This is a genomic window from Phytobacter diazotrophicus (assembly GCF_052061655.1).
GTDB lineage: Bacteria > Pseudomonadota > Gammaproteobacteria > Enterobacterales > Enterobacteriaceae > Phytobacter > Phytobacter diazotrophicus.
The window spans coordinates 4830189-4843119 of sequence record NZ_CM125428.1; the positions used below are offsets into that span (position 1 = coordinate 4830189).

The following is a 12931-nucleotide window of genomic DNA, read 5'->3' on the forward strand; positions in this document are numbered from 1 at the left end:
TTTCGCTCCTGATTATTTAGCAGACTGACGGTAAATCTCAATTAACTCGATAAAATGGTCGAACAGCGGCGCAGCGTCGTGCGGGCCCGGGCTTGCCTCAGGATGGCCCTGGAAGCTGAATGCCGGTTTATCCGTGCGATGAATCCCCTGCAGGGTGCCATCAAACAATGACTTATGCGTGACGCGCAGGTTTGCAGGCATGGAGGCTTCATCTACTGCAAAACCGTGGTTCTGTGCGGTAATCATCACGGTGTTGTTATCGATATCTTTTACCGGGTGGTTGCCGCCATGGTGACCGAACTTCATCTTCACGGTTTTCGCGCCGCTCGCCAGCGCCAGCAACTGGTGGCCAAGACAGATACCGAATACCGGAATGTCGGTCTCAAGGAATTTTTCGATTGCCTCGATAGCGTAATCGCACGGTGCCGGGTCGCCAGGACCGTTAGAGAGGAAGATACCGTCCGGATTCATTTTCAGGACATCTTCCGCCGACGTTTTCGCCGGAACGACCGTCAGACGGCAGCCTCTGTCCACCAGCATACGCAGGATGTTACGTTTTGCGCCGAAGTCGTACGCCACGACATGCAGCGGCAGTTCATCTTCGCTTTTCGCTTCCGGCAATTCGCCTTTCAGTGTCCAGCTCCCCTGCGTCCAGCTATATGGCTCGGCAGTCGTCACTTCTTTCGCCAAATCCATCCCGTTCAGCCCCGGGAAGCTTTTCGCTTTCTCCAGCGCCAGAGCGGCATCCAGATTGTCCCCGGCGATAATGCAGCCGTTCTGTGCGCCTTTTTCACGCAGCAGACGCGTCAACTTACGGGTATCGATATCGGCAATCGCCACGATGTTATGGCGTTTCAGGTATGAAGAGAGGTCTTCGGTATTACGATAGTTGCTGGCAATCAGCGGCAGGTCGCGAATGACCAGGCCTTGCGCATGTACCTGAGAGGATTCTTCATCGGCGGCATTGGTGCCGACATTACCAATATGGGGATAAGTAAGGGTGACGATTTGGCGGGAGTAGGAAGGATCAGTGAGGATTTCTTGATAACCGGTCATTGAAGTATTGAAAACGACTTCCCCAACCGCCGAACCTGTTGCCCCTATGGCCCGACCGTAAAACTGGGTTCCGTCTTCCAGAACCAATAGCGCTGACTTAATCAAAACACCCTCCAGAGAATATTCACTCACTTTATTTGCATATTAATTCAATTATAAGCCTCGAATCAATGCAAATTTGCGTAACCGCGAATTTTTTGCAAACGGCGGCATTCTGGAGACATGAAGGGTAAAAGTCAACTCATAGCGCATCTTTTTCATGTCTTTTTGCGCCCCAGAAAAGAATAGCACGATTTAGAGGGCAAAAAGATCACATTACCGGAGGAAGGAAAACGCTTGCGTCGTTATAAAACTGGTTACATGGACTCAGCTTTAGTAAAAAGTGGACCAGACGGTCAAAATTTACATTTCAGCAACCATAATGGGACGGAAGACAGACATTAATAGGGGTTTAAAATGGTGAATCAGATAAAATGAGGAAAAATAAAAGGGCAATAAAATATTGCCCTATGCAATCAATACATTACGACTGCAACAACCACATCACGATGGGTAATAACTTTTACAAATTGTTCAAATCCAGCACATCCCGCATGTCAAAAAGGCCGGTTTCTTTGTTTTTTAGCCATAAAGCAGAGCGAACCGCACCATTAGCAAACGTCATTCGGCTTGACGCTTTATGGCTAATTTCAACGCGTTCACCGATATCAGCGAACATCGCTGTATGTTCGCCGACAATGTCACCCGCGCGAACGGTAGCAAAGCCAATTGTGCCCGGTACACGCTCGCCGGTATGGCCTTCACGTGCATAAACAGCACAATCTTTTAAATCTTTATTCAATGCCTGGGCAATAGACTCTCCCATAGCCAGGGCGGTCCCTGACGGCGCATCCACTTTATAGCGGTGATGTGCTTCGATAATTTCTATATCGGTGTAACCCCCCATCACCTTCGCCGCTTTTTCCAGCAGCTTAAGCATTACGTTCACGCCAACGCTGAAATTCGCCGCAAAAACAATGGCAATCTCTTGCGATGCCTCGCGAATTGCCGCTTTGCCTGCATCATCAAAACCGGTGGTACCGATAATCATCCCTTTGCGGTGCTGGCGACAAAACGCCAGATGAACAAGGGTTCCCTCCGGACGGGTGAAATCGATCAGTACATCAAAATCGTCCTTTACCGCCTGCAGATCGCTGCTCACGGTAACGCCTGTCGTACCCACGCCAGCGAGCTCTCCTGCATCGCTGCCCAGCAGGGAAGAACCTTCCCGCTCCAGTGCTGCGCCAAGCGCGACGCCATCCATCTGCTGGGTTGCCTGAATTAACTGGCGGCCCATACGCCCGCCGGCCCCCGCGATGGCTACGCGGATTTGTGCATCATGCATAGTTGTACTCTTTTGTTAATGAAATGCTGAAAATCGTTCTCAGATTAACCAGCCCGCGTCGGGGCTACCAGCCGAAAACACCGATAATTAGAATTAAATGATAAACAGCGGGAAATATCAGTAAAAGACATGATTCATCCCGCAGGATGAATCAATAGTCTGGGAAGAAAATGAAGTGAAACTTACTCAGAATAGAAAGGGCCCGTCGGGAAATGACTCAAAAACCAGGTCACTGCCAGTAAATCAGCACTGCCACCAGGGCTTAGATTACGGGCGATAAGCTCGTCATCCAGTTGCTGCATCGCTTCAATTCCGCCTTCGACCAACACTCCACCTTGCCATAATAATTTTTGTGCCTCCTGCTGAACATAATTAAGTCCTTCCAGTCCACCTCGGGATACAAGGTTGGTATCATCATTCCAGGCCATCAAATGCAGAAGCGTTTGCAACAGCGCAAGATTCGCATCCCCACACTCCCGTAAAACCCGATTGTAAACAGGCAGAGCCTGCGTTCTCACGGTACGAAAACCGCTTTCGGCTTCCCCTCGTGCGCCGGCCAGACCATAATGTAGAAAATGCATCCCACCTTTACTCAGCTTCCCATCTTTGTCTGATGAGAGTTCACGCGCAACAATATGCTTGCACATACGGGCCACATGATCGCAAATGAGATTTTGCTCAAGTGGTTCCTCAAGTGCGCGAATTCGCCCTATAGCCGTACTTAACAGACCAAAAGCAAATATCGCGCCACGGTGTGTATTTACGCCACCAGTCGCCTGTAACATATCGTTCTCACAGGCCAGTCCAGGCGGACGCAGCATAACCAACACTGTCTGCGGATCCAGCTTCGCGGTACTATTACCCATGATAAAAAACTTTTCCATCCATGGTGCAATCGCCGCCGTGCTGCGCTCAAAGGTGGCCAGATCCATATCCCGATGGGCACCGGAATTGCGAATGTCCACTAGTCCCGGTTTAGGTGTTAACTGCACCTCAACCAGCAGCGCGCGCGCCACTAGTCCGATAACATCTTCGGCTTTCAGCGTTACGCTAACTGGCGTATACCGTTCCGTCACTACGTCCACGCTCATAGCTATCAATCCTTCGTGCAATTTCATCCAACAAGAGATCGAGAGAGTGAGCTCGACCTCGCGCACAGACATGGGCATCCTGCTGACAAATCAGGCATTGCCTGGCAGGTAGCCCCAGTTCACGACGTGAAAGCAACCGGCCGTCGCTATTAATCACATCAAGATCCCAGAGCCTTCCCAGTGGATGCTGTTGCTCCAGCATCACCAACTGCCGTTTCAGCGCTTCGGCAGGTGCGCAGACCGCCGCCATCCATTCCGGGCCGCTCAGCGCCCCCGTCTGCGCTTCCCAGACGCGGACCCATTCCATCTGCTGACAGACCACCGTGATCTCGCGCTGCGCATACTCAGCAACACGCTGCCATACAGGGGAGTTTTTGACTGCTCCAGGCGTCACCAGTGAAAATGAAATCAGCGGCAGTCGATAACAATCCAACGCCTGACGCTGACGCGCCGCGCGGCTATCGCGTGCGTGGAGCATCATTTTAAGCGTTACCGGCTGACCATTGGCGAGGAGGTCTGCGCCGTTCATCAGCGTTTAACCTGGCGGATCACGTCGATCACCGATCCATCGCGATAGCGCACCACCGCCACAACCCGATCGGTAAAGACGATAGGCTCCGGTTTGCCCGTCAACTGCTCCGCGCGCTGCTGGAGTTGTTCGATTTTCACTAGCGCTACGCCAGCCTGCCTCAGGTTATCAATCAGATCCTGACGTGCCGGGTTCACTGCGATGCCGTGATCGGTCACGAGCACATCGACGCTAGCGCCGGGAGTTACGGTGGTGAGCACCTTCTCCACCACGCAAGGAATGCGCCCGCGTACCAGCGGCGCGGTAATAATGGTGAGATCTGCCCCCGCCGCCGTGTCGCTATGTCCGCCGGACGCGCCGCGCAGGACACCGTTCGAACCGGTCAACACGTTCACGTTGTAATTCACATCAATTTCCAGTGCGCTGAGCATCACCACGTTCAGACGTTCGCATGCCGCCCCCTTAGAGCCTGGATTGGCGTACTGGTTGGTAGAAATCTCAATGTGGTTAGGGTTTTGCGCCAGAGAACGCGCGGCGTCACCGTCAAAGGATTGGGTATCAAGCAGTGCTTTGATCAGCCCTTTTTCATGCAGCTCCACCATCGTGCCAGTGATTCCTCCGAGCCCGAAGCTGGCGGTAATATTGTGGCGACGCATTTTATCTTCGAGGAAGCGCGTTACCGCCAGCGACGCGCCGCCGGTTCCGGTCTGCATGGAAAAGCCGTCGTTGAAATAGCCGGAATGTTCAATCACCTGCGCCGCCTGACGCGCAATCAGCAGTTCACGCGGGTTACTGGACAAGCGGATCGCCCCCGCCGTGATCTTCGCCGGATCACCCACTTCATCGACCTGAACAATATAATCCACCTGATCCTGCGCAATGCTCGCCGGATAATTCGGGTACGCAACCCACGCTTCCGTCAGCAGCACCACGCATTTGGCGTGTTCGGCATCAACCTGCGCATAACCTAACGAGCCGCAGCGCGATTTACCGCTAAAACCGTTGGCATTACCGAACTCATCGCAGCACGGTACGCCGAGGAAAGCGACATCGATCTTCAGCTCACCGCTCTGGATAAGCTTCACCCGCCCACCGTGAGAGTGGATCTGCACCGGATTATCCATCAGCCCGGCGGAGATCTCCTCGCCTAACTGACCGCGTAACCCGGAAGTGTAGATCTGGCGGACCACGCCATTTTTAATATGTTCGATAAGCGGCCAGTGCGCGTCAATCAGGGAGCTGGAGGCCAGTGTTAAATCGCGAAAACCCATTTCCGCCAACTTCGCCATCACCATATTGACGACCTTATCGCCGCCACGGAAAGCGTGGTGGAAGGAAACGGTCATCCCGTTTTTCAATCCTGAGCGGCGTATCGCCTCCTCCAGCGAATCGCAGACTTTACGCTGACGTTTGTCCGTTTCACAGATCAGCCATGGGCTGTTGGTTGTGACACCAGCGTAGGGCTGCAATCCTTCCGGCACGACATAATGCTGATTTAGCATGTTTACGGTCTCTTTCATGGTTCCCTCCTTAATCACGAATGCCGGAAGCGGACAGCGCTACTACTTTACGTGCGTGGTTGATAATGGGGCCGTCAATCATTTTGCCATTCAACGACACCACGCCAAGCCCACGAGATTCCGCCTCTTCCGCTGCGGCAATCACTTCCTGCGCATGTTCCACCTCTTTTAACGTCGGCGAATAGGCCTGATGCAACAGCTCAATTTGGCGCGGGTTCACCAGCGACTTGCCGTTAAAACCAAGGCCTTTCGCCAGCTGCACCTCTTTGAGGAAACCTTCTTCATTATTAATGTCGGACCAGACAACGTCGTAGGCGGCAATGCCCGCAACGCGCGCCGCGTGCAGTACCGCGCAACGGGCGTAGAACAGTTCGGTACCATCGCCGCGGCAGGTGCCCATATCCATCACATAGTCGAAGGCCGCCAGCGCAATCGCCACCATGCGCGGGCTGGAGGTCGCAATATCGACGGCATTGACCACGCCCTTCGCCGATTCAATCGCCGCCATCAGCTTTGTGCTGCCCACTTCGCGGCCGCATTCGCGTTCAATGCGCTCAACCTGTGCTTCCAGCTCCAGCACGTCGTTTTTGCTATCGGTTTTCGGTAGACGGACGATATCCGCGCCGCCGCGCACCACGGCTTCCAGGTCGGCCAGACCAAACGGCGTATTCAGAGGATTAATGCGCACCACTTTTTCCACATCCTGGTAGAACGGATGCTGCAGCGCGTGATGAACCAACAGGCGAGCGGTGTCTTTTTCACGCAGCGCGACGGCATCTTCTAAGTCGAACATCACCGCGTCCGCGCCGTAAACAAAAGAGGTGCTCAACATGGCCGCATTGGCGCCGGGGATAAACAACATACTGCGACGAGGTCTCATAACGCACTCCATTGAATTTCCGTTTGTTCTGCCGCACGCAGCGCTGCCGCTTGTACTCTTGCGCGCAAAATGCACTCCAGAGCGCCTTTGTCGTCGACGCTGACCAGCGCACGTTCAACCCCCAGCTTCCCCAGCGTTTCCCGAACCACGCATTCAATCGCTGCGCCAAACTGCTGCTTCACGAGGCTCTCCAGTTCTAGCCGGATCCCTGGCTCGGAGGAAGGGCCAATCCTTACCATCACATCGCTGGATTCCAGCGTGCCGGCCATGGCATCCTTAATAATTTCCATAGGTTATGTTCCTTGTTAACGGTATTACGTCATACGGTTTCAGGCTGTTCAGCGGCAAAGCGCTGTAAAAAGGCCAATGTTCCGTCAGGCACTAGCAAACTCATCGTTCTCCAGTCGCGTTCGGCATAGAGTTTTCTGACGCGGGAGGCGGAAACGGGAGCGCCCCCTTTCACCATACGCGCCAGCTCAACCACGTTGATTTCCGGGCCGCAACCGTACGGATCGCCCAGAATGTCGTGCATCCGCTGGTTGTAGGCACGCGTCACAGGGCAATAAGGTTCATCGCCGACAAATCGATGGGTAATGCCCAGCGCGGGTGCCAGATGTTCGCGAAACAGCTGAAGATCGATCTGGCAGTGGCAATCGTCCACCGCCCCCTTTTCTTTAAGGAAGTAGCCGGGGAAGGTCGCTCGCGAAATAAGATAGGCAGACCCAGGATGCAATGTGAGGTTCTCGATGCCGACAACCCCCTGCTCGATCAGTGCCCAGCGGTCGGTGTAACGAAACTGCGATGCGTCTTCTTTCACCACAAACAGATGCAGCCAGTCGCACCTCGCCGCCGCCTGTTCAATCAGGTAACGGTGGCCCAGGGTAAAAGGGTTGGCGTTCATCACAATTGCACCAATCGTCTTCCCTGGCTGGCGGTACATCGCCAGTTGGCGACAAAAGCGGGCCAGCCGCTCGCTGCTGTTTTCCATCAATACTGCCAGCTTGCCCGCCTGCGCGATGGGCCAGAAGCCCGCGCCGGAAAACAGCACGCTATTTTCCGGCTTGGTAAACAGAAATAGCTCGCTACGGTTGAGTTCATAGGCCAGTGTGAGCAGTTCAGTCAGCAGCTTCAGGCTCAGCCCCGCCCCCTGTAAATTGGGAGAGACAGCGATACATTTGAGTACGTTGCCGGCGATAGCGCCGCAGCCCACGATGTTGTTTTGCCACTCAGCGCAAACGACTACTTCACAATCAGCTTCCAGAAAGAGCCCGGCCTGTTTCAGAAAGCTTGCCACCGGTTGGCGGCACTTTTCATCCTTCTGCGGATAAATACGCTTAAACGTTAGATTCATTATTCTGCGTCCATAAGCAAATAACGCCGCATATTTCGCCAGCGTTTATGTTATTCGTCTGGAATAAAAATCACATTTCCCATGTTAGTTTTATTACCTTTATGAATTTTATGTTCTTAATTAAAGAGGAAAATAAAAATAATTAAATTAATAAAAAACACCACCATTCAGTGAGGATAATCACATCTCATTGTGAATTGAATTTATTAATATGCGCGGCGTTACCTCTCACGATAAACAGGATAATGTTTATGACCAACATGACCCAAACTCCCGCTGTGGAGAAAAAGGGCGCACGTGATTTACTGGGGTTTAAAATCTTCGGTATGTCGTTGCCGCTTTATGCTTTCGCGTTAGTTACGCTGTTACTCTCCCATTTTTATAATGCGCTCCCAAACGATTTAGTGGGTGGTTTTGCCATTATGTTTATTATTGGCGCCATTTTTGGAGAAATAGGTAAACGGCTGCCAATATTTAATAAATATATTGGCGGTGCGCCGGTAATGATATTTCTGGTCGCAGCCTACTTCGTCTATGCTGGTATTTTTACGCAGAAAGAAATTGATGCGATTAGCAACGTAATGGATAAGAGTAACTTTCTTAACCTGTTTATTGCGGTGCTGATTACCGGCGCAATCCTTTCGGTCAACCGTAAGCTGCTGCTAAAATCGCTGCTCGGCTACATTCCAACTATTCTCACCGGGATCGCAGGAGCCGCCATTTTCGGCATTGCAATTGGCCTGTGCTTCGGTATTCCGGTTGACCGCATCATGATGCTGTACGTGCTGCCAATCATGGGTGGCGGTAATGGCGCAGGCGCCGTCCCGCTGTCGGAGATTTACCACTCAGTAACCGGCCGCTCTCGCGAAGAGTACTACTCCACCGCCATCGCCATCCTCACTATCGCTAATATCTTCGCCATTATCTTTGCCGCCGTACTCGACATTATCGGTAAAAAATACACCTGGCTTAGCGGTGAGGGTGAACTGGTACGCAAAGCCTCTTTTAGAACGGAAGACGATGAAAAGGCAGATCAGATCACCCACCGCGAGACAGCTATCGGTATGGTGTTATCTACCACCTGCTTCCTGCTGGCCTATGTTGTCGCCAAAAAGATCCTGCCAGGCATTGGCGGCGTTTCTATCCACTATTTCGCCTGGATGGTGCTGATCGTTGCGGCATTGAACGCCTCCGGTCTGTGTTCTCCTGAGATTAAAGCCGGTGCCAAACGCCTTTCCGACTTCTTCTCCAAACAGCTGCTGTGGGTACTGATGGTCGGCGTCGGCGTTTGCTATACCGACCTTCAGGAAATCATTGATGCGCTGACATTTGCGAATGTCGTGATTGCAGCGGTTATCGTGGTCGGTGCCGTTATAGGCGCGGCAGTCGGCGGCTGGTTAATTGGTTTCTTCCCGATTGAATCCGCTATTACCGCGGGCCTGTGTATGGCGAACCGCGGCGGTTCTGGCGACCTGGAGGTTCTCTCTGCCTGTAATCGTATGAATCTTATCTCCTACGCACAAATCTCCTCCCGTCTGGGCGGCGGCATTGTGCTGGTCATTGCCAGCATCGTGTTCAGCATGATGGTGTAATTAATACGCACGGTGGTGCGTGCGGCTGCAAATATATCGGGGAAATGTAGAGACTGACGCCAGGGGAGGCCGAGGGAAATCCACTCTACAGCTCCTTAGCCGGATCCCCCGAACATTTGTAAACGCCGCATCGCCGTGCACCTATTCTGGATAATCATTTATGAATGATGCCGTACTACTGGGTGAAGGTTTTACCCTAATGCTTATGGGAATGGGGTTCGTCCTGACATTCCTGTTCCTGCTTATTTTTGCGATCCGCATGATGTCCACTGCGATCAGCCACTTTTTCCCGGAAGCTGTAACCCCACCGGCACTTCTTGCCGTAGCTGCCGTGGACGACTTCACCCGCTTAAAGCCGGTGATTATTGCCGCCATTCATCATCATCGCTTTAACGCTTAATTTTGGAGAGATCAATGACTCTTGCTATTACCGATGTCGTCCTGCGCGACGCCCACCAGTCCCTGTTTGCCACCCGCCTGAGACTTGATGACATGTTGCCGATTTCCGCCGCGCTTGACGACGTTGGCTACGGGTCGCTGGAATGCTGGGGCGGCGCCACCTTTGACGCATGCATCCGCTTTCTCGGTGAAGATCCGTGGGTACGCCTGCGCGAGCTGAAAAAAGCGATGCCAAAAACCCCGTTGCAGATGCTGCTGCGCGGGCAGAACCTGCTAGGCTACCGTCACTATGCCGATGATGTGGTCGAACGTTTTGTTGAGCGGGCGGTGAAAAACGGCATGGACGTGTTCCGCGTCTTTGATGCCATGAATGACCCGCGCAATATGAAAGCGGCGCTTCAGGCCGTACGCAGCCACGGCGCGCATGCTCAGGGCACCCTCTCTTACACAACCAGCCCGGTACACACCTTGCAGACCTGGCTGGACTTAACCGAACAGTTGCTGGAAACCGGTGTGGACTCCATCGCCATTAAAGATATGTCCGGCATTCTGACCCCTATGGCAGCCTATGAGCTGGTCAGCGAAATCAAAAAACGCTACGACGTACGCCTGCACCTGCATTGCCACGCCACCACCGGGATGGCGGAGATGGCACTTCTAAAAGCAATTGAAGCGGGCGTCGACGGCGTGGATACCGCCATCTCCTCAATGAGCGCCACCTATGGTCACCCAGCTACCGAAGCGCTGGTGGCGACACTTGCCGGCACTGCCCACGACACCGGATTGGATATCAACAAGCTGGAAAATATCGCCGCCTGTTTCCGCGAAGTGCGCAAAAAATACCACGCCTTTGAAGGCCAGTTGAAAGGCTATGACAGCCGCATTCTGGTAGCGCAGGTGCCGGGCGGCATGCTGACCAACCTTGAAAGCCAACTGAAGCAGCAGAACGCCGCCCATCGTCTTGATGAGGTGCTGGAAGAAATTCCTCGCGTACGCGAGGACCTTGGCTTTATCCCACTGGTGACTCCGACCTCGCAGATTGTCGGCACCCAGGCGGTGCTCAACGTGCTGACCGGCGAGCGCTACAAAACCGTCGCCAGAGAAACGGCGGGCATTCTGAAAGGTGAATACGGCCGCTCCCCGGCCCCGGTGAACGCTGCGCTGCAGGCGAAAGTCCTCAACGGTGCGCAGGCCATCACCTGCCGGCCGGCGGACCTGCTGAAGCCGGAGCTGACGGCGCTGGAAGCCGACATCAAACGTCAGGCGCAGGAGAAGGGTATCAGGCTTGCGGATAATGCCATCGACGATGTGCTGACCGTGGCGCTGTTCCCGCAACCGGGCATAAAGTTCCTTGAGAACCGCAATAACCCGGCGGCGTTCGAGCCGCTACCACAGGTGGAGAGCGCGCAGCCTGCTGCAGCGGTAAACGCGGTTACCTCCGGTATCTACACTGTGGAAGTGGAAGGCAAAGCCTTTGTGGTGAAAGTGAGCGACGGTGGCGATATCAGCCAGGTGGCGACAACGGCTGCCGCACCAATTACTGCAGTGACTCCGACTCAGGCTGGAACGGGCACGCCGGTGACCGCGCCGCTGGCAGGCAACATCTGGAAAGTGGTGGCGAGCGAAGGCCAGACAGTGGAGGAAGGTGACGTGCTGCTGATTCTGGAAGCCATGAAGATGGAAACCGAAATCCGCGCCGCACAGGCGGGCACAGTGCGCGGTATCGCGGTGAAAACCGGGGATGCCGTGGCGGTCGGCGATACCCTGATGCAGCTTGCGTAACGGAGAGCACGAATGGAAAGTCTGAACGCCCTGTTTCAAGGGATGGGGCTGATGCACCTCGGCGCAGGCCAGGCCATCATGCTGCTGATCAGCCTGCTGTTGTTATGGCTGGCGATTGCTAAGAAGTTTGAGCCGCTGCTACTGCTGCCAATTGGCTTCGGTGGACTGCTCTCCAACATCCCGGAAGCAGGTATTGCGCTGAGCGCGCTGGAAAGCTTGCTGGCGCGCCATGACGCCGGGCAACTGGCGGTGATTGCCGCAAAGCTCAACTGTACGCCGGATGTTCATGCCATCAAAGAAGCGCTGGCACTGGCGTTACCATCGATACAGAGCCAGATGGAAAACCTGGCGGTGGACATGGGCTACACCCCGGGCGTGCTGGCACTGTTCTATAAGGTGGCGATTGGCTCCGGCGTCGCGCCGCTGATTATCTTTATGGGCGTAGGCGCGATGACCGACTTCGGTCCGCTGCTGGCCAACCCGCGCACCCTGCTGCTCGGCGCAGCGGCACAGTTCGGCATCTTCGCGACCGTGCTGGGAGCACTGGCGCTGAACTACTTCGGCCTGATTGCCTTCACCTTGCCGCAGGCGGCGGCGATAGGCATCATCGGTGGCGCGGACGGCCCTACGGCAATTTACCTGTCCGGCAAGCTGGCGCCGGAGCTGCTGGGGGCGATTGCGGTAGCAGCCTACTCCTATATGGCGCTGGTGCCACTGATTCAGCCCCCAATTATGAAGCTGCTCACCACCGAGAAAGAGCGGAGAATTCGTATGGTGCAGCTGCGTATGGTCAGTAAGCGGGAGAAAATCTTCTTTCCGGTGATGCTGTTACTACTGGTGGCGTTGCTGCTACCGGACGCTGCGCCACTGTTGGGGATGTTCTGCTTTGGCAATCTGATGCGCGAAAGCGGGGTAGTGGAACGCCTGAGCGATACGGTGCAGAATGGGCTGATTAATATCGTGACGATATTCCTCGGTCTATCAGTGGGGGCAAAGCTGGTGGCGGACAAGTTCCTGCAGCCACAGACGCTGGGCATTTTGTTGCTGGGGGTAATTGCCTTTGGTATCGGAACCGCCGCCGGGGTGCTGATGGCGAAGCTTATGAATATATTAAGCAAAAATAAAATCAACCCGCTGATTGGCTCGGCGGGTGTATCGGCAGTGCCGATGGCGGCACGTGTTTCCAACAAGGTCGGTCTGGAGTCTGATGCGCAGAATTTCCTGCTGATGCATGCCATGGGGCCGAACGTAGCTGGGGTGATTGGTTCCGCTATTGCTGCTGGCGTGATGCTGAAATACGTGCTGGCGATGTAATTTGTAATGGGATATGCGTAGCGTATCCCATTA

Annotated in this window: 12 protein-coding genes; 4 read left to right on the forward strand and 8 right to left on the reverse strand. The window is 54.2% G+C overall.

The window, feature by feature from the left end:
- Positions 1–12 precede the first annotated feature (12 nt).
- The 8 genes from carA to citC all read right to left on the reverse strand — a co-directional run bounded on the left by carA (position 13) and on the right by citC (position 7811).
- Positions 13–1161 (reverse strand): glutamine-hydrolyzing carbamoyl-phosphate synthase small subunit, encoded by a 1149-nt coding sequence (gene carA, locus ACS0RQ_RS23405; RefSeq protein ID WP_039078307.1) that lies wholly within the window; start codon positions 1159–1161, stop codon positions 13–15.
- Positions 1162–1618: 457 nt separating this feature from the next.
- Entirely contained in the window at positions 1619–2440 is an 822-nt protein-coding gene (gene dapB / locus ACS0RQ_RS23410; protein ID WP_271848786.1) for a 4-hydroxy-tetrahydrodipicolinate reductase, read from the reverse strand.
- Between the two features lie 182 nt (positions 2441–2622).
- Positions 2623–3531, reverse strand: a complete 909-nt coding sequence (citG, locus tag ACS0RQ_RS23415) for a triphosphoribosyl-dephospho-CoA synthase CitG (RefSeq protein ID WP_271848785.1) — start codon at positions 3529–3531, stop codon at positions 2623–2625.
- Entirely contained in the window at positions 3491–4060 is a 570-nt protein-coding gene (gene citX, locus ACS0RQ_RS23420) for a citrate lyase holo-[acyl-carrier protein] synthase (protein ID WP_271848784.1), read from the reverse strand. Before citX ends, citG begins: the two co-directional genes overlap by 41 nt.
- Positions 4060–5580: a citrate lyase subunit alpha gene (citF, locus tag ACS0RQ_RS23425; RefSeq protein ID WP_271848783.1), complete on the reverse strand. Its 1521-nt coding sequence runs from the start codon at positions 5578–5580 to the stop codon at positions 4060–4062. Before citF ends, citX begins: the two co-directional genes overlap by 1 nt.
- Positions 5581–5590: 10 nt before the next feature.
- Complete coding sequence (gene citE / locus ACS0RQ_RS23430; protein ID WP_271848782.1) at positions 5591–6460, reverse strand: citrate (pro-3S)-lyase subunit beta; 870 nt, start codon at positions 6458–6460, stop codon at positions 5591–5593.
- The gene (citD, locus tag ACS0RQ_RS23435) at positions 6457–6750 is read right to left on the reverse strand and encodes a citrate lyase acyl carrier protein (protein ID WP_271848781.1); all 294 of its coding nucleotides are present in this window, start codon (positions 6748–6750) and stop codon (positions 6457–6459) included. The genes citE and citD overlap by 4 nt, the downstream gene beginning before the upstream one ends.
- A 29-nt stretch (positions 6751–6779) precedes the next feature.
- A complete protein-coding gene (citC, locus tag ACS0RQ_RS23440; protein ID WP_271848780.1) occupies positions 6780–7811 on the reverse strand; it encodes a [citrate (pro-3S)-lyase] ligase in 1032 nt (343 codons plus the stop codon).
- Positions 7812–8062: 251 nt separating this feature from the next.
- Between citC and citS the strand changes: the two genes are divergently transcribed.
- From citS to ACS0RQ_RS23460, 4 genes are all read left to right on the forward strand, one after another.
- The gene (gene citS / locus ACS0RQ_RS23445; RefSeq protein ID WP_271848779.1) at positions 8063–9403 is read left to right on the forward strand and encodes a citrate/sodium symporter CitS; all 1341 of its coding nucleotides are present in this window, start codon (positions 8063–8065) and stop codon (positions 9401–9403) included.
- Positions 9404–9563: 160 nt separating this feature from the next.
- Positions 9564–9803: an oxaloacetate decarboxylase subunit gamma gene (locus ACS0RQ_RS23450; RefSeq protein WP_271848778.1), complete on the forward strand. Its 240-nt coding sequence runs from the start codon at positions 9564–9566 to the stop codon at positions 9801–9803.
- Positions 9804–9817: 14 nt separating this feature from the next.
- Positions 9818–11584, forward strand: coding sequence for a sodium-extruding oxaloacetate decarboxylase subunit alpha (gene oadA / locus ACS0RQ_RS23455; protein WP_271848777.1), 1767 nt, complete (start codon positions 9818–9820; stop codon positions 11582–11584).
- A 12-nt stretch (positions 11585–11596) separates the two neighbouring features.
- Complete coding sequence (locus tag ACS0RQ_RS23460) at positions 11597–12898, forward strand: oxaloacetate decarboxylase subunit beta (protein ID WP_271848776.1); 1302 nt, start codon at positions 11597–11599, stop codon at positions 12896–12898.
- The last annotated feature ends 33 nt before the right edge of the window (positions 12899–12931 follow it).